The organism is Pseudomonas sp. P2S-1, from assembly GCF_057197725.1.
The window spans coordinates 5,697,212-5,713,912 of sequence record NZ_CM170068.1 but is presented as its reverse complement, the minus strand read 5'-3'; the positions used below and the strand labels follow the sequence as shown (position 1 = coordinate 5,713,912).

Below are 16,701 nucleotides of genomic sequence, written 5' to 3'. Positions count from 1 at the left end.
TCGATTCTCGCCGCCACAGGTGGCTCAGGTGCGCTCAGCCCAGGCTGCGCTGCTGAAAAATTTCATGGTGACCGCGTGGATGCGGCCATCGGTGATCCACGGATTAAGGTGAGCGTAGATCTGCTGCTGACGCTTGACCGGGCTCAGGGCCGCGATCTCGTCGCTGATCACGTTCAACTGGAAGTTGCAGCCTTCGCCCTCAACTTCGACCCGGGTTCCCGGCAACTTTTCTTCAAGGAAGTTCTTAACTTCTACGGCCTGCATGCTCAACCTCAATCGGCGCCCTGTGCGCGCGGGTCGGCCATCATACAAAAAAGCCCCACGCCTGCGAACCCCGTAAACGAGGACTCTGACAGAGGGGCTTCGGTTCTTTCAGCGAATCACTGCAACTTCAGGATGTCGTCCAGGCCGTAGACCTCGGCGATTTCCCGCATGCCGTGGGGCATGCCGCGGACTTCGCACGACTTGCCGGCCGCCTGGGCATCACGGATGAAGGCCAGCAGCAGGGACAGGCCGACGCTGCTGGACTGCTCCACGGCGCTGAAATCGAGCACCAGCGCCGCAGCCTTGCTCGACGCGATCAACGACCCGCCCTGCTTGCGCAGGCCAGGGCCCGAGCGGTAGTCGAGGATGCCGGCCAGGCTCAGGACACCCGGTTCGGCCAGTTGCACGCTGCCTACGCTCATTGCGCCTGCTTCTCCGCCGCGTCCTCGGTGACCGCCTTGGCCTTGGCCACTTCGCCGGCCCAGTTGTTGATGGTCTTGTCGAGGTCGTTGCCGTTGCGCTGCATGGCGTCGGCGAACTGGTCACGGAACAGCTTGCCGATGTTGATGCCGTTGACGATCACGTTGCGTACTTTCCACTCACCCTGAAGCTTCTGCAGGGTGTACTGCACCGGATAGACCGCACCGTTGGTACCGGTGACCTTCATGCCGACGCTCGCGCGATCGCCGTCCTCGGCCTTGGCAGGATCAACGGTGATGCCCTGGTTGTTGTACTCCAGCAGGGCGTTGCCATAGAACTGCATCAGGCTGCGCTTGAAGTTTTCCTGGAAGCGCTGCATCTGGTCCGGGCTCGCCTGGCGCGAGTACTTCACGGTCATGATGCTTTTCGAGATGCCGTCGGCATCCACCACCGGACCGAGGATGTTGTTCAGCGCATCGTAGAACTGGCTCGGGTTGGCCTTGTACTGCTCCTTGTTCGCCTTGAGGTCGGCGAGCAGTTGAGAGGTGGTGCCTTGGATCACGTCATGGGCCGATTGACCCGGTGCCGCCAGTGCCAGCATGGGCAGGGCCGCCAGCAACACCAGCAGGCCGCGTCGCAGGATGGAAATCATGGAAACTCCTTATTTAGCTTCTTTGCCTACGGTATTGAGCAGGAACTTGCCAATCAGATCTTCCAGGACCAGCGCCGACTGCGTGTCATGGATCACGCCGCCGTCCTTGAGCACGGTATCTTCCCCGCCGACGCTGATGCCGATGTACTTCTCGCCGAGCAACCCGGCGGTCAGGATCGAGGCAGTGGAGTCGACCGGGAGGTTATCCACGCTCTTGTCCAGTTGCAGGGTCACCCGACCGGTGTAGGTATCGCGGTCCAGATCGATGGCAGTGACCTTGCCGATGGTCACACCGGCCATGGTCACTTTTGCTCTGACAGTCAAACCGGCGATATTGTCGAAATTCGCATAAAGTTTATAGGTGTCGCTGCCAGGGCTGGCGGACAGGCCACTGACGCGCAGGGCCAGCAGGATCAGCGCCAGGATCCCGGCCAGGAGGAACAGGCCGACACCGATTTCCAGGGTGCGGTTTTGCATCAGAAATCTCCAAACATCAAGGCGGTCAGAATAAAGTCCAGTCCCAGGACTGCCAGCGAGGCGTAGACCACGGTTCTGGTGGTGGCCCGACTGATCCCCTCTGAAGTGGGCTCGCAGTCATAGCCTTGGAAAACGGCAATCCAGGTCACGACGAAGGCAAAGACGACGCTCTTGATCACGCCGTTGAGCACGTCATCGGTGAACGACACGCTGTTCTGCATGTTCGCCCAGAACGAGCCTTCATAGACCCCCAGCCAGTCCACCGCGACCCACGACCCGCCCCAGATGCCGACGACACTGAAGATCATCGCCAGCAGTGGCAGGGAGATGAAGCCGGCCCACAGGCGGGGCGCGACGATGTACTTGAGCGGGTCGACACCGATCATCTCCAGGCTGGAAAGCTGCTCGGTGGATTTCATGTTGCCGATCTCGGCGGTCAGCGCGGAACCGGCGCGGCCAGCGAACAGCAGCGCGGTCACCACCGGACCCAGTTCGCGCAGCAGGGTCAGGGCGACCATCTGCCCCACCGCCTGCTCCGAACCGTACTTGGTCAGGATGCTGAAGCCCTGCAGGGCCAGGACCATGCCGATGAACATGCCGGAGACGACGATGATCGCCAGCGACAGCACGCCGACCGAGTAGAGCTGGCGCACCAGCAACTGGAAGCCGCCACCGATACCGCCGCGACCCGCCAGCGCATGCAGCAGGAACAGGCAGGAACGCCCCATGACCGCGACCACGTCGATGGCCGAACGGCCGAAACGGCGGATACGTTCGAGTAAGGATTTTCTGCGCATCTAACGCTTCCCCAACAGATCGGCGCGGTAGTCTGGCGCAGGAAAATGGAAAGGCACCGGTCCGTCCGGGTCGCCCTTCATGAATTGGCGGATACGCGGGTTGTCCGAGTCCATCAGTTCCGCCGGGGTGCCCTGCCCCAGTACCTGGCCGTCGCCGACCACATAAATGTAGTCGGCGATGCTCGCGGTTTCCGCCAGGTCGTGGGAGACCACGATGCTGGTGATGCCGAGGGCATCGTTGAGCAGGCGGATCAGGCGCACCAGCACGCCCATGGCGATCGGGTCCTGGCCGACGAAAGGCTCGTCGTACATGAGGATCTGCGGGTCCAGGGCGATCGCCCGGGCCAGCGCCACGCGGCGCTTCATGCCACCGGACAGCTCATCCGGCATCAGTTCGATGGCGCCGCGCAGGCCAACGGCCTGGAGCTTCATCAGAACAATGTCACGAATCATTTCTTCGGAAAGCTGGGTATGGACGCGCAGCGGGAAAGCGACGTTCTCGAACACATCGAGGTCGGTGAACAGCGCGCCACTCTGGAACAGCACGCCCATCTGTTTGCGCGCGTCGAACAGGTCGCTGCGCGACAGCGCCGGCAGGTTCTGCCCGGCCACCCAGACTTCGCCGCTGGCCGGCCGCAACTGCGCGCCCATCAGGCGCAACAGCGTGGTCTTGCCGCATCCGGACGGCCCCATGATGCCGGTGACCTTGCCCTTGGGAATGCGTATATCGACATTATTGAAGATGCTGCGCGAGCCGCGCTTGAAGGTCACGCCCTTCAACTCGACCGCGTAGGCGTTATCCACGCTCATCTAGACTCCTTGCGATGCAGCCTTGTCCTCAGACGCACGCCCCCTTCATGGAGGCACGCAAGTATCGAGCAGGCCGAACTGGTGGCGAACTATAGCACCGCTGGCAAGGGCTTCCCAAGGCCATCGCACTGCCTGTTCAGGCCTCGTACAGGCATTTTCATGACATCCTCCAAGGGAACCGCGATGGCACAAAACGCTCAAACAGCCAGCCCGCGACCAATCCGCAGGTGAGGCTTTCGCGCATTACCGCTATAATCGCGACCTTTTCATCAGGCAACCCGATTTCCGACATGAGCCAATCTTCCGACCTGATCCAATCCGCACAGCGCACCATCCGCCTCGAAATCGAAGCGGTAGAAGGCCTGCTGGCCCATATCGACGCCGATTTCGTTAAGGCGTGCGAACTGATCCTGGGCAGCAAGGGCCGCGTTGTCGTGGTAGGCATGGGCAAATCCGGGCACATCGGCAACAAGATCGCCGCCACCCTGGCCAGCACCGGGACCCCGGCGTTCTTCGTCCACCCCGCCGAGGCCAGCCACGGCGACATGGGCATGATCACCCGGGACGACATCATCCTGGCCCTGTCCAACTCTGGTTCCACCGCCGAAATCGTCACCCTGCTGCCGTTGATCAAGCGCCTGGGCATCAAGCTCGTCAGCCTGACCGGCAACCCTGAGTCGCCGCTGGCCAAGGCCGCCGAAGTCAACCTGGACGCCCGCGTGGCCCAGGAAGCCTGCCCGCTGAACCTGGCCCCGACCTCCTCTACCACCGCCGCGCTGGTGCTGGGCGACGCCCTGGCCATCGCCCTGCTCGAAGCGCGCGGTTTCACTGCCGAAGACTTCGCCTTCTCGCACCCGGGCGGTGCCCTCGGCCGCCGTCTGCTGCTCAAGGTGGAGAACGTGATGCACGCCGGCGACGAGCTGCCGCAAGTGACCCGCGGCACCCTGCTCAAGGATGCACTGCTGGAAATGTCGCGCAAGGGCCTGGGCATGACCGTGGTCGCCGAGGCCGACGGCAGCCTGGCCGGGATCTTCACCGACGGTGACCTGCGCCGCAGCCTGGACCGCAACATCGACGTGCACAAGACCCTGATCGAAGAGGTCATGACCGTGCACGGCAAGACCGCCCGCGCCGAAATGCTCGCCGCCGAGGCCCTGAAAATCATGGAAGACCACAAGATCAGCGCGCTGGTCGTCGTCGACAAGGCCGACCGTCCGGTCGGCGCCTTGAACATGCACGATCTGCTGCGCGCCGGAGTGATGTGATGAATACCCTGTTGCAACGCGGCAAAGCGATCAAGCTGGCGGTTTTCGATGTGGACGGCGTGCTCACCGACGGGCGCCTGTACTTCCTCGAGGACGGCAGCGAGTTCAAGACCTTCAACACCCTCGACGGCCAGGGCATCAAGATGCTGATGAACTCCGGGGTGACCACGGCAATCATCAGCGGGCGCAAGACCCCGGTGGTCGAGCGCCGGGCGAAGAACCTCGGTATCCCGCACCTGTACCAGGGTCGTGAAGACAAGCTGGTGGTGCTGGACGAACTGCTCGCCCAGCTCGGCCTAAGCTATGAAGAAGTCGCCTACCTGGGCGATGACCTGCCCGACCTGCCGGTAATCCGCCGGGTCGGCCTGGGCATGGCGGTCGCCAATGCTGCCGCGTTCGTCCGCCAGCATGCCCATGGCGTGACCCAGGCCCGCGGCGGCGAAGGCGCGGCCCGTGAATTCTGCGAACTGATCCTGCAAGCCCAGGGCAACCTGGAAGCAGCAAACGCCCACTATCTGTAGAGCACGTCATGTTCAGCAAGAAGATCCGCAATATCGCGCTGTTCGGCGTGATCGCCCTGATTTTCGGGGCGATCGGCTACTGGAACATCGTGCCCGAGCGCTTCCTCGACCAGCCTGCGGCGCAGGTCGACGAAAGTGCCATCGACTACTATGCGATCAATGCCCACAGTGTGCAGTTCCTGCCCGATGGCAAGCTGCAATATGAAATGACTGCGGACAAGGTCGAGCACCTCAAGGCCAGCGAGGTCACCCTGCTGACCAAGCCGGACCTGCAGATGTATCGCGGCACCGCGTATCCCTGGCACGTGCAGAGCGAGCGCGGCGAAGTCAATCCGGACGGTACCGAGGTGGAACTGATCGATTCGGTGCGGGTCGCCCGCACCGACGACAAGGATCGCACCACCATCATTACCTCCAGCCGCATGACGGTATTCCCGCAGAAGCAATATGCGCAAACCGAGCAAGACGTTAGAATCGACGGCGCCGGTGGCGTGACTACGGGCAAGGGAATGAAAGCGTATTTGAAAGACGGCAGGATGGACCTGCTGTCCAACGTAAGAGGACAGTATGAGGCTCGTTAAAACCCTCCCCTATTTGCTCAGCCTGAGCGCGGCACTGGGAAGCGCGAGCGCCTGGGCTCTGCCGAACGATCGCGAGCAGCCTATCCGGATCCAGGCGGACAACGCCCAGCTGGACGACAAGAAAGGCATCGCCACCTACACCGGTGACGTGATCATCACCCAAGGTTCGATGAAGATCACCGGCAACACCGTGACCCTGACCCGCGCCGCCAACGGCGATATCGACGTGGTCACGTCGGTGGGTACCCGCGCCTACTTCGAGCAGCAGCAGTCCGCCGCCAAGCCGGACAAGATGCAAGGCTGGGCCAAGCAGATCCAGTACCAGGCCCAGAAAGACACCATCATCCTCACCGATGACGCCAAGGTAGTGAACGAAGGCAACACCACCGAAGGCGAGAAGATCGTCTACAACACCCAGACTCAGGTCGCTACCGCCGGTCGCGCACCGGGCGTCACCACGCCACGCCAGCGTATCGACATGGTGATCCAGCCGAAGAAGAAGGGCGAGTAATGGCGACCCTCAAAGCCCAGCACCTGGCCAAGAGCTACAAGAGCCGGCAAGTCGTGCGCGATGTCAGCCTGTCGATCGACAGCGGGCAGATCGTCGGCCTGCTCGGCCCCAACGGCGCCGGCAAGACCACCTGCTTTTACATGATCGTCGGCCTGGTCCAGGCGGACCAGGGCCGCGTGCTGATCGACGACCTGGATGTCAGCAACCAGCCGATGCACGGCCGCGCCCGTGCCGGTATCGGCTACCTGCCCCAGGAAGCCTCGATCTTCCGCAAGCTGTCGGTAGCCAACAACATCATGGCGATCCTGGAAACCCGCAAGGACCTGGACAGCGACGGCCGGCGCAAGGAGCTGGAAAGCCTCCTGCAGGAATTCCACATCAGCCATATCCGCGACAACCTCGGCATGAGCCTGTCCGGTGGTGAACGCCGCCGCGTTGAAATCGCCCGCGCCCTGGCCACCGCGCCCAAGTTCATCCTGCTCGACGAACCCTTCGCCGGTGTCGACCCGATCTCGGTCGGCGACATCAAGCAGATCATCCATCATCTGAAGGCCAAGGGCATCGGCGTCCTGATCACCGACCACAACGTCCGTGAAACCCTGGACATCTGCGAAACCGCGTACATCGTCAACGACGGCCAACTGATCGCCGAAGGCGACTCGGAAACCATCCTGGCCAACCAGTTGGTGAAAGAGGTGTACCTCGGCCACGAGTTCCGCCTGTAAGCCGCAATACCGGAGTGACGGAGCGCTGGCATTAGGCCATTATCCCGGCTTAATTGTTACAGCGCTCTAGGCAAACGCTACAATTTCAGGCATATATCTTGCTTAAAATTGGCGCCCAGCGCCCGTGTAGTAGATGGCGCATGCGCGCCGGCGAATAAGGTCTAAAGCCCCAGCCATGAAACCATCGCTCGTCCTAAGAATGGGCCAGCAACTGACGATGACCCCGCAGTTGCAACAGGCCATCCGTCTGCTCCAGCTTTCCACGCTGGACCTGCAGCAGGAAATCCAGGAAGCCCTGGAGTCCAATCCGATGCTCGAACGTCAGGAAGACGGCGACGACTTCGACAACAGCGACCCCATGGCCGACAACGCCGAGAGCAAGCCCGTCGCCGAGTCTCAGGAAAGCAGCTTCGAACAATCCGCGCCGACGGCGGAAAACCTCGAGGAAGGCGAATGGAACGAGCGCATCCCCAACGAATTGCCAGTCGACACCGCCTGGGAAGACATCTACCAGACCAGCGCCAGCAGCCTGCCGAGCAACGATGACGACGAGTGGGACTTCACCACCCGCACTTCGGCCGGCGAGAGCCTGCAAAGCCACCTGCTCTGGCAGCTCAACCTGGCGCCGATGTCGGACACCGACCGGCTGATCGCCGTCACCCTGATCGACTGCATCAACAACCAGGGCTATCTCGACGAGACCCTGGAAGAGATCTGCGAGTCCTTCGACCCCGAACTGGACATCGAACTGGACGAGATCGAAGCCGTCCTGCACCGCATCCAGCAGTTCGAGCCCGCGGGCATCGGCGCACGCAACCTCGGCGAATGCCTGTTGCTGCAACTGCGCCAGTTGCCTGGCAATACGCCGTGGATGACCGAAGCGCAGCGTCTGGTCAGCGACTACATCGACCTGCTCGGCAGCCGCGACTACAGCCAGCTGATGCGCCGTATGAAGCTCAAGGAAGATGAACTGCGCCAGGTCATCGAACTGGTCCAGAGCCTCAACCCGCGCCCTGGCTCGCAGATCGAATCCAGCGAGCCGGAGTACGTGGTGCCCGATGTGATCGTGCGCAAGGACAACGAGCGCTGGCTGGTCGAGCTGAACCAGGAAGCCGTGCCACGCCTGCGGGTCAATCCGCAGTACGCCGGCTTCGTCCGCCGCGCCGACACCAGCGCCGACAACACCTTCATGCGTAACCAGTTGCAGGAAGCGCGCTGGTTCATCAAGAGCCTTCAAAGCCGCAATGAAACCCTGATGAAGGTGGCGACCCAGATCGTCGAGCACCAGCGCGGTTTCCTCGACCATGGCGACGAGGCCATGAAGCCGCTGGTCCTGCACGACATCGCCGAAGCGGTGGGCATGCACGAGTCGACCATTTCCCGGGTGACCACGCAGAAATACATGCACACACCTCGCGGAATCTACGAGCTGAAGTACTTCTTCTCCAGCCACGTCAGCACTTCCGAAGGGGGGGAATGCTCCTCCACCGCCATTCGCGCGATCATCAAGAAACTGGTTGCTGCGGAAAATCAGAAAAAGCCATTGAGTGACAGCAAGATCGCTGGTTTACTGGAGGCACAAGGCATCCAGGTAGCACGTCGCACCGTCGCCAAGTACCGCGAGTCCCTCGGCATTGCACCTTCGAGTGAACGCAAGCGATTGATGTGACATTCCCTGAGATGTGCCATCGCAATTCAGTGGCAGGCGCAACACCTGCCTCTTTATGCACGGCAATAAAGGAGAAGCAGTATGCAAGTCAACATCAGTGGACAACATGTAGAAGTCACTCCTCCGCTTCGTGAATACGTCGAGCAGAAGCTCAAGCGCCTGGAGGGTCATTTCGATCGCATCACCAACGTCCAGGTCATCATGAAGGTCGAGAAACTCCAGCAGAAAGTGGAGGCGACCCTGCAGATCCCCGGTGGTGAGGTGGTGGCGAATGCCGAAGACGCCGACATGTATGCCGCCATCGACTCCTTGACCGACAAGCTCGACCGCCAACTGAAAAAACACAAGGAAAAACAGCAAAGCCTGCTGCAAGGCGCAGCGGCCCGCTGATCCCCCTCATCCATGATCCGACTTGAATCCATCCTGACCCCCGGCCGTTCCCTCGTGAACGTGCCGGGCGGCAGTAAAAAGCGCGTACTTGAACAGATCGCCTACCTGATCGGGACGGACGTTCCCGGCCTGGAAAAACAGGAAGTGTTCGAAAGCCTGATTGCCCGGGAAAAACTCGGCTCCACGGGTTTCGGCAACGGCATCGCCATTCCTCACTGCCGCCTCAAGGGCTGCGCAAGCCCGGTCAGCGCCCTGCTGCACCTGGATGCCCCCATCGATTTCGACGCCATCGACGGCGCCCCGGTCGACCTGCTGTTCGTCCTGCTGGTCCCGGAAGCCGCCACCGATGCGCACCTGGAGCTGCTGCGCCAGATTGCCAGCATGCTTGACCGCAAGGACGTTCGCGACAGGCTGCGGGCTGCCGACAGCAGTGCCGCCCTGTACCAGGTTGTCCTGGACGCACAGAACGAGACCTGAGCATGCGCCTGATCATTGTCAGCGGCCGTTCCGGATCCGGCAAAAGCACCGCCCTCGATGTCCTGGAAGACAATGGTTTCTACTGTATCGACAACCTCCCCGCCGGTCTGCTTCCGCAACTGGCGGAAAGCGCGCTGATCAACACCGAATTGCTGCAACCGCGGGTGGCGGTCTCGATCGACGCGCGCAACCTGCCGAGCCACCTGAGCCGCTTCCCCGAGTTGCTCGAAGAGGCCCGCTCCCGGCATATCCAGTGCGACGTGCTGTACCTGGACGCCGACGAAGACACCCTGCTCAAGCGTTTTTCCGAGACCCGCCGGCGTCACCCGCTGACCAATCAGGACCGCTCCCTCGGCGAAGCGATCCGGGTCGAAAGCGAGCTGCTCGGCCCCATCGCCGACCTGGCCGACCTGAAGATCGACACCACCAGCCTGAACCTGTATCAGCTGCGTGATTCGATCAAGCTGCGCCTGCTCAACCAGCCGGAACCCGGGACCGCCTTCCTGGTGGAGTCCTTCGGTTTCAAGCGGGGCATGCCGGTGGATGCCGACGTGGTGTTCGACGTGCGCTGCCTGCCGAATCCGTACTGGAAGCCTGAGCTGCGCGAGCACTCCGGGCTGGACGCGCCGGTCATCGAATACCTCGCTGCGCAGCCGGATGTGGAAGAGATGTTCCAGGACATCTCGTCCTACCTGCTGAAATGGTTGCCGCGCTTCGCTGCCAGCAATCGCGCCTACGTCACCATTGCCATTGGCTGCACGGGCGGTCACCATCGTTCGGTCTACCTGACCGAACGCCTGGGCCAGTTGCTGCAACCCATATTGAAGAACGTCCAGGTCCGCCACCGCGACCTCTAGTCCACAGGATCCCACCCGCGATGCCCGCCATTGAAATCGAGATCATCAACAAGCTGGGGCTGCATGCCCGTGCGGCTGCCAAGTTCGTCGGCGTGGCGGGCAAGTTTCCCTGCGCGGTCAAGGTTGGACGCGCGCCGGACAAGCTGGTCGACGGCAAGAGCATCATGGCGGTGATGATGCTGGCTGCGGGCAAAGGGACGACGGTGCACCTGTTTGCGGAAGGCGAGCAGGACAATGATGCGATTCAGGCGTTGGTGGAGTTGATCAATAATCGCTTTGATGAGGGTGAGTGAAGTCGCCACCCTTCAATGAAAAAGCCCGCCATTAGGCGGGCTTTTTCATGGCAGATTCTCGCTGGATGATTTCGGGACCGCTTCGCGCTCCATCGCAGCGGTGCGGCGGTCCGACAAGCCAGCTCCTACAAGGGCAGGGTCGACCGCGAGTTTTCGGGAATACACAAGCTCTTCCCTGTGAATCCTATCCATCTCGATCGTGCTTTCAACAAGACGGTTGAATAGATTCTCTTCCATCAACAACACCCTACTCGCTGGCGCTACAGACAGGGAATCCTGTGCCTTTGTATAGGATGGAACAAGCCGCTGACTTCCTCTTATTTGTCCTACCCCAGGAAAACTGAGGTAGGAAAATTCCAAAGCACCACGCGGACACTGTGGGAGCTGGCTTGCCAGCGATTGGCCGGACCTGACAACGGTGCTGTCATTGCCGGCCTCATCGCTGCATAGGTATCTCTGGGCTTGCGGCGGATTTGTAGGAGCGTGGCCCTTCGCGGGCAAGCCACGCTCCTACAGATCCAGCGCAAGCCCAAAATCTGAACCCGAACGAGAGATGTGTAGATACCCATGCTCATCGCTGGCAAGCCAGCTCCCACAGGATCTTCACAGCCTTTGAAAAGGGCGGTACCGCGCCATCACGACAGCGCGGTATCCATCACCATCATCAGGCAGAACCCGACGCACAACCCCAGGCTGGCCAATCGATGATGCCCATTGGCCCGGGACTCGGGAATGATTTCCTGGGTCACCACCAGCAGCATGGCCCCGGCCGCGAAGGCCAGCCCTAGCGGCAACAGCAGCTCCGCCACATTCACCAGCCAGGCACACACCAGCGCTGCCGCCGGCTCCACCAGGCCCGACGCCGCGCCGATCAGGAACGCCTTGAAGCGCGCCATCCCGGCGCCCGCCAGTACCAGGGCAATCACCAGGCCTTCCGGCACGTCCTGCAGGGCAATGCCCATCGCCAGGCTGTCCGCATCCGGCATGCCGCCGCCGGCAGACACACCAATGGCCATCCCCTCCGGAATGTTGTGGGCAATGATCGCAATGACGAAGATCCAGATCCGCGCCGGGATCACCGGCTGGGTTCCGGATGCCACCAGCGCCTCGGGCGAAGCACCGGAGACCTGGCGATCCACCAGGAACAGGCACAACGCACCGAACAGCAAGCCGAAGCTGACCAGGCCACCCGCGCCCCACTTGCCGAAGCCCACCGCCTGCGCGGCATCCAGCCCCGGGATGATCAACGAGAACGCGGTGGCCGCCAGCATCACGCCAGCACCGAACCCGAGCAGAGTATCGGCCAGCGCCACCGGCATGCTGCGGATCACCAGCACTGGCACCGCGCCAAGCGCCGTACCGAGGGCACACAGCGCCCCGCCCTCCAGCGCCCGCATCATCCGCGGTTCCAGGTCGAGCCAGGCGATGCCCTGGGCCACCAGCAAGGCGGTGCCCACCAGCAGCAACAGGGTGCCCAGCGCCAGGCGAAACAAGCGCACGCTACTTACGGACAAGACATCCGAGCGCATTCGCTTGTCACTCACGCCACGGCGGCAAGGTAGCGCCGCTCGACTTCAGCCCAGTCGACGACGTTGTAGAACGCGTTGATGTATTCCGGGCGACGGTTCTGGTACAGCAGGTAGTAGGCGTGCTCCCAGACGTCCAGGCCGAGGATCGGCGTATTGCCGTTCATCAGCGGGCTGTCCTGGTTGCCGCTGCTTTCCACCACGACTTTTTTCTCCGGGGTCACGCTCAGCCAGGCCCAGCCGCTGCCGAAACGGGTCAGCGCCGCCTTGGTAAAGGCGTCCTTGAAGGCCTCGAAGCCACCCAGTTGCTCATCGATGGCCTTGGCCACCGAACCTTGTGGCACGCCGCCGCCGGTTGGCGACATGACGGTCCAGAACAGGGTGTGGTTGGCGTGGCCGCCGCCCTGGTTGATCACCGCCGCCTGCAGGTTCTGCGGCAGTTGCTTGACCGCTGCCACCAGCTTCTCTACCGGCCATTCGGCCCACTCGGTGCCCTCGACGGCGGCATTGAGGTTGTTGATGTAGGTCTGGTGGTGCTTGGTGTGGTGGATCTGCATGGTCTGGGTATCGATGTGCGGTTCCAGCGCATCGTAGGCGTAAGGCAATGCAGGCAAGGTATGTGGCATCAGTGAATTCCTTGTTGGATGGCTTGGGTGATCACGGGGTCATGGCCGGCCAGCACACCGGGTTGCGGCTCCTGCCGGTACAGCAGGCGCTCGGTGCGCGGGTATTGGCCGTACTCGCTGATGAAGCTCAAGAGTTCGGTGTAGGTCTTGCCACTCTGGCGCAACGCCGCCTGGCGCAAGGACTCGGGCAGGCGCTGGTCCTGGCTGGCCGTGAGCAGCCGCTGGTGGATCGCGCAGAGATACTCGGCGCTTTCCTGGGGCTGCTTGAGGCGCAGGTGGAGGTCGGCCAGGTTGTGATGGGAAATCACACAGGCGGCTACCGCTTCGTCGGCGTCATGCCAGCGCTCGAACAGCACCTGGGCCAGGGCCAGGGCCTGCAGGTACAACTCGCGGGCATCGACCAGGTCGCCCTGGTTGAACAGGCGGTTGGCAATCTCGGTGGTACGTTTCCAGTGCTGCATGGCGAACCTCCAAAGCGGTAGGCGGCGGTATCAGATACCGCCGGCGGTGAGCTTCTCCGGATCCAGCAGGACTTCCAGCTGGGAACGCGACAGCTCGGTGTGTTCCAGGGCGACGTCGATGATCGGGCGGCCCTGCTTGTAGGCGGTCTTGGCGATCTCGGCAGCCTTCTGGTAACCGATGATCGGGTTCAGCGCGGTGACCAGGATCGGGTTGCGCGCCAGGGCTTCCTTGAGCTTCGGCTCGTTGACCTTGAAGCTGGCGATGGCCTTGTCGGCCAGCAGGCGGCTGGCGTTGGCCATCAGCTCGATGCTTTCCAGCAGGTTGCGAGCGATGACCGGCAGCATCACGTTCAATTCGAAGTTGCCCGACTGGCCGGCGATGGCGATGGTGGCGTCGTTGCCGATGACCTGGGCGGCGACCATGGCGGTGGCTTCCGGAATCACCGGGTTGACCTTGCCCGGCATGATCGAGGAGCCCGGCTGCAGGCCTTCCAGCTCGATTTCACCGAGGCCGGCCAGCGGACCGGAGTTCATCCAGCGCAGGTCGTTGGCGATCTTCATCAGCGCCACGGCGGTGGCCTTGAGCTGGCCGGACACGGCAACCGCAGTGTCCTGCGAGCCGATCAGGGCAAACAGGTTCTCGCCCGGCACGAAGTCGACCTGGGTCAGGCCGCTCAGCTGTTTGGCGAACAGCGCGGAGAATTGCGGGTGGGCGTTGATCCCGGTACCCACCGCAGTACCGCCCTGGGCCAGGGCCTGCAGGGCCGGCAGGGTGTTCTGCAGGTGCGCGATGCTGGCCTTGATCTGTTGCGCCCAGCCACCGAGGACCTGGCTCATGCGCACCGGCATGGCATCCATCAGGTGGGTACGGCCGGTCTTGACGAACGGATGCACCTCTACCGCCTTGGCCTCGATCACCTTGACCAGGTGATTCAGCGCCGGCAGCAGTTGCTCGTGCAGGGCCAGGGCGGCACTGACGTGGATGGTGGTGGGGATGATGTCGTTGCTGCTCTGGCCACAGTTGACGTGGTCATTGGCATTGACCTTGTCGGTGGCGACGCGGCTGGCGAGGGTGGCGATCACCTCGTTGGCGTTCATGTTGGAACTGGTGCCGGAACCGGTCTGGAACACATCCACCGGGAAGTGCTGCATGAAGTCACCGGCCAGCAGTTGCTCCACCGCCGCGACGATGGCCTGGCCCTGGGCCGGGGTGACCTGCTCCAGTTCGACGTTGGCCTTGGCGGCGGCGGCCTTGGCCAGCAGCAGCGCACGGATGAACTGGGTCGGCATGCGTTGCTGGCTGATCGGGAAGTTGTTGACCGCGCGCTGGGTCTGGGCGCCATACAGGGCCTCGGCCGGCACCTGCAGTTCACCCATGCTGTCACGCTCGATACGGGTATTACTCATCATCAAGTCCTTGCATCAGTTCAGCGGAAGAAATCGAAGGCAACAGCGTGCAATTCGCCAGTTGCAAGGCCAGCGGCTGCCAGCGCTGGCCGTGCTCGCCGCCATCGAGCTTGCGCAGTTGCAGCAATGGGCGCCACGCCTGGTCCAGGCACAGGCAGCGCCAATGCCACGGCAACATGCGGTCGCAGGCGGTATCGAGCAGAAGACGGAAAGAAGTCAGGGCGACGGTCCACGCCGAGGTGTCGGTGCAGCAGACCAGGTAGCGTCCTTCAGCGAGGTAGTGTTCGATCAGGCGCGGCTCGTCGGGCTCCAGCGCACAGCGGATGCGCCGGCTCAGCCAGCGCCAGTTTTCGAGGTAGGGCAGTTCGTGAAGGACGGATTTCATGGCACGAATATCATCACCTAGATAATGATATTCATTATTAATTGATAAATAGAATCAGTACAAGCCTCAAGCTTCAAGCGGCAAGAAAAAGCAGACCGAGTGATGACTGCTTTTTCTTGCCGCTTGAAGCTTGGAGCTTGCCGCTCGAAAGCCAAAAGCCCGGCGCAGTGGCCGGGCTTTCGGGTGAAACGGGCGAAGCGGCGATCAGCTGCCGGCAACCGTCATCCGTTCGATCAGGATCGAGCCGGTGTGGATATTGCTGCGGGTTTCCAGATCGCTGCCGATGGCCACAATCTGCTGGAACATGTCTTTCATATTCCCGGCGATCGTCACTTCCTGCACGGCGAACTGGATCTCGCCGTTCTCCACCCAGTAACCCGCTGCACCACGGGAGTAATCACCGGTCACCATGTTCAGGCCATGGCCCATCAGTTCGGTGACCAGCAGGCCGCGGCCCATGCGGCGGATCAACGCTGCCTGGTCCTCGACGCCATGGGTGACGAACAGGTTGTGCACGCCACCGGCGTTGGCGGTGCTGGGCAGGCCCAGCTTGCGACCGGAGTAGGTGCCCAGCACATAGGAAACCAGGTGACCATTTTCGACGAACGGCTTGGCGTAGGTCGCCAGGCCGTCACCATCGAACGCGGCGCTGCCCAGGGCACGCTGCAGATGCGGACGCTCGTCGAGGGTCAGCCAGCTCGGGAACAGACGCTGGCCGATGGTGCCTTCGAGGAACGATGATTTGCGGTACAGGTTGCCGCCGGAAATCGCCGACAGGAAACTGCCGAACAGACCACCGGCCAGTTCCGCCGAGAACAGCACCGGCACTTCGCAGGTCGGCACCGGCCGCGCACCCAGGCGGCTGGCAGCACGCTGGGCGGCGCGGATACCGATGGACGCCGGATCGGCCAGCAACTCGCCCTGGCGGTTCACGTCGTACCAGTAATCGCGCTGCATCTGCCCGTCGCCTTCGGCGATCATCACGCAGCTGAGGCTATGGCGGGTCGAGGCGTAGCCGCCGACGAAGCCGTTGCTGTTGCCGTACACACGGCAACCCTGGTGGGTATTGAGGGTGGTGCCATCGGCATTCTTGATCCGCGGATCGGCATCGAAGGCCGCCGCTTCACAGAGCAGCGCTTTCTCGATGGCCTGCTCCGGGGTGATATCCCAGGCGTGATACAGGTCGAAATCCTGCAGGTCGCGGGCCATCAGCGCCGGATCGGCCAGGCCTGCGCAATCATCTTCGGAGGTGTGCTTGGCAATCGCCAGGGCCGCCGCGACGGTTTCCCGAATGGCGTCGCTGCCGCTGGCCGAAGTGCTGGCCGAGCCCTTGCGCTGGCCAACGTAGAGGGTGATGCCGAAGCCCTGGTCGCGGTTGAACTCCACCGTTTCCACTTCGCGCTGACGCACCGAGGTGGACAACCCCTGCTCCAGCGACACCGCCACCTCGCACGCCGTGGCGCCCTGGCGTTTCGCCTCGGCGATGATCTGCTCGACCTGCTCCTGCAAGGCCGGCAGGGCTTGCGGACCTACGCTCTGCACTGCACTCATGGTTTTCTCCACTCAAATTCGGCGTTCGGCGAGGGT

23 protein-coding genes are annotated in these 16,701 nt (G+C 62.4%); 10 read left to right on the top strand and 13 right to left on the bottom strand.

What is annotated here, in order from left to right:
* Positions 1-24 precede the first annotated feature (24 nt).
* From AC2CQI_RS25680 to AC2CQI_RS25655, 6 genes are all read right to left on the bottom strand, one after another.
* A complete protein-coding gene (locus AC2CQI_RS25680; RefSeq protein WP_009398240.1) occupies positions 25-264 on the bottom strand; it encodes a BolA family protein in 240 nt (79 codons plus the stop codon).
* Between the two features lie 116 nt (positions 265-380).
* Positions 381-686: an STAS domain-containing protein gene (locus AC2CQI_RS25675; RefSeq protein WP_075806628.1), complete on the bottom strand. Its 306-nt coding sequence runs from the start codon at positions 684-686 to the stop codon at positions 381-383.
* On the bottom strand, positions 683-1,336 hold the full coding sequence (locus AC2CQI_RS25670; protein WP_484578279.1) for an MlaC/ttg2D family ABC transporter substrate-binding protein: 654 nt from the start codon (positions 1,334-1,336) through the stop codon (positions 683-685). The genes AC2CQI_RS25675 and AC2CQI_RS25670 overlap by 4 nt, the downstream gene beginning before the upstream one ends.
* Positions 1,337-1,345: 9 nt before the next feature.
* Positions 1,346-1,813: an outer membrane lipid asymmetry maintenance protein MlaD gene (gene mlaD, locus AC2CQI_RS25665; protein ID WP_075806626.1), complete on the bottom strand. Its 468-nt coding sequence runs from the start codon at positions 1,811-1,813 to the stop codon at positions 1,346-1,348.
* A complete protein-coding gene (gene mlaE / locus AC2CQI_RS25660; protein WP_075806625.1) occupies positions 1,813-2,610 on the bottom strand; it encodes a lipid asymmetry maintenance ABC transporter permease subunit MlaE in 798 nt (265 codons plus the stop codon). Before mlaE ends, mlaD begins: the two co-directional genes overlap by 1 nt.
* Complete coding sequence (locus AC2CQI_RS25655) at positions 2,611-3,420, bottom strand: ATP-binding cassette domain-containing protein (protein ID WP_075806624.1); 810 nt, start codon at positions 3,418-3,420, stop codon at positions 2,611-2,613.
* 290 nt (positions 3,421-3,710) lie between these two features.
* On the opposite strand from AC2CQI_RS25655, the gene AC2CQI_RS25650 reads away from it, so the two are divergent.
* The 10 genes from AC2CQI_RS25650 (at position 3,711) to AC2CQI_RS25605 (ending at position 10,709) form a co-directional block, all read left to right on the top strand.
* Complete coding sequence (locus AC2CQI_RS25650) at positions 3,711-4,685, top strand: KpsF/GutQ family sugar-phosphate isomerase (RefSeq protein ID WP_075806623.1); 975 nt, start codon at positions 3,711-3,713, stop codon at positions 4,683-4,685.
* Positions 4,685-5,206 carry a KdsC family phosphatase gene (locus AC2CQI_RS25645; RefSeq protein ID WP_009398228.1) on the top strand — a complete coding sequence of 174 codons (522 nt, stop codon included), beginning with the start codon at positions 4,685-4,687 and terminating at the stop codon, positions 5,204-5,206. Before AC2CQI_RS25650 ends, AC2CQI_RS25645 begins: the two co-directional genes overlap by 1 nt.
* Before the next feature lie 8 nt (positions 5,207-5,214).
* Entirely contained in the window at positions 5,215-5,787 is a 573-nt protein-coding gene (gene lptC, locus AC2CQI_RS25640; protein WP_075806622.1) for an LPS export ABC transporter periplasmic protein LptC, read from the top strand.
* Entirely contained in the window at positions 5,774-6,298 is a 525-nt protein-coding gene (lptA, locus tag AC2CQI_RS25635) for a lipopolysaccharide transport periplasmic protein LptA (protein ID WP_075806621.1), read from the top strand. Before lptC ends, lptA begins: the two co-directional genes overlap by 14 nt.
* The gene (gene lptB, locus AC2CQI_RS25630) at positions 6,298-7,023 is read left to right on the top strand and encodes an LPS export ABC transporter ATP-binding protein (protein WP_075806620.1); all 726 of its coding nucleotides are present in this window, start codon (positions 6,298-6,300) and stop codon (positions 7,021-7,023) included. The genes lptA and lptB overlap by 1 nt, the downstream gene beginning before the upstream one ends.
* A gap of 175 nt (positions 7,024-7,198) precedes the next feature.
* Positions 7,199-8,692, top strand: coding sequence for an RNA polymerase factor sigma-54 (locus AC2CQI_RS25625; RefSeq protein ID WP_075806619.1), 1,494 nt, complete (start codon positions 7,199-7,201; stop codon positions 8,690-8,692).
* An 81-nt stretch (positions 8,693-8,773) separates the two neighbouring features.
* On the top strand, positions 8,774-9,082 hold the full coding sequence (hpf, locus tag AC2CQI_RS25620) for a ribosome hibernation-promoting factor, HPF/YfiA family (RefSeq protein ID WP_075806618.1): 309 nt from the start codon (positions 8,774-8,776) through the stop codon (positions 9,080-9,082).
* A gap of 12 nt (positions 9,083-9,094) precedes the next feature.
* On the top strand, positions 9,095-9,559 hold the full coding sequence (ptsN, locus tag AC2CQI_RS25615) for a PTS IIA-like nitrogen regulatory protein PtsN (RefSeq protein WP_484578278.1): 465 nt from the start codon (positions 9,095-9,097) through the stop codon (positions 9,557-9,559).
* Between the two features lie 2 nt (positions 9,560-9,561).
* Positions 9,562-10,416 (top strand): RNase adapter RapZ, encoded by an 855-nt coding sequence (gene rapZ / locus AC2CQI_RS25610; RefSeq protein ID WP_075806616.1) that lies wholly within the window; start codon positions 9,562-9,564, stop codon positions 10,414-10,416.
* A gap of 20 nt (positions 10,417-10,436) precedes the next feature.
* The gene (locus AC2CQI_RS25605) at positions 10,437-10,709 is read left to right on the top strand and encodes an HPr family phosphocarrier protein (RefSeq protein WP_484578277.1); all 273 of its coding nucleotides are present in this window, start codon (positions 10,437-10,439) and stop codon (positions 10,707-10,709) included.
* A 45-nt stretch (positions 10,710-10,754) separates the two neighbouring features.
* On the opposite strand, the gene AC2CQI_RS25600 is transcribed toward AC2CQI_RS25605, so the two are convergent.
* The 7 genes from AC2CQI_RS25600 to pmbA all read right to left on the bottom strand — a co-directional run bounded on the left by AC2CQI_RS25600 (position 10,755) and on the right by pmbA (position 16,665).
* Complete coding sequence (locus tag AC2CQI_RS25600) at positions 10,755-10,946, bottom strand: hypothetical protein (protein WP_484578276.1); 192 nt, start codon at positions 10,944-10,946, stop codon at positions 10,755-10,757.
* Between the two features lie 398 nt (positions 10,947-11,344).
* Positions 11,345-12,238, bottom strand: coding sequence for a ZIP family metal transporter (locus AC2CQI_RS25595; protein WP_484578275.1), 894 nt, complete (start codon positions 12,236-12,238; stop codon positions 11,345-11,347).
* An 11-nt stretch (positions 12,239-12,249) separates the two neighbouring features.
* A complete protein-coding gene (locus AC2CQI_RS25590) occupies positions 12,250-12,861 on the bottom strand; it encodes a superoxide dismutase (protein WP_075806612.1) in 612 nt (203 codons plus the stop codon).
* On the bottom strand, positions 12,861-13,322 hold the full coding sequence (locus AC2CQI_RS25585; RefSeq protein WP_075806611.1) for a tetratricopeptide repeat protein: 462 nt from the start codon (positions 13,320-13,322) through the stop codon (positions 12,861-12,863). Before AC2CQI_RS25585 ends, AC2CQI_RS25590 begins: the two co-directional genes overlap by 1 nt.
* A 30-nt stretch (positions 13,323-13,352) precedes the next feature.
* Positions 13,353-14,729 carry a class II fumarate hydratase gene (locus AC2CQI_RS25580; protein ID WP_075806610.1) on the bottom strand — a complete coding sequence of 459 codons (1,377 nt, stop codon included), beginning with the start codon at positions 14,727-14,729 and terminating at the stop codon, positions 13,353-13,355.
* On the bottom strand, positions 14,722-15,114 hold the full coding sequence (locus AC2CQI_RS25575) for a FagA protein (protein WP_075806609.1): 393 nt from the start codon (positions 15,112-15,114) through the stop codon (positions 14,722-14,724). Before AC2CQI_RS25575 ends, AC2CQI_RS25580 begins: the two co-directional genes overlap by 8 nt.
* Positions 15,115-15,318: 204 nt before the next feature.
* Positions 15,319-16,665 (bottom strand): metalloprotease PmbA, encoded by a 1,347-nt coding sequence (pmbA, locus tag AC2CQI_RS25570; protein WP_075806608.1) that lies wholly within the window; start codon positions 16,663-16,665, stop codon positions 15,319-15,321.
* Positions 16,666-16,701 lie beyond the last annotated feature (36 nt).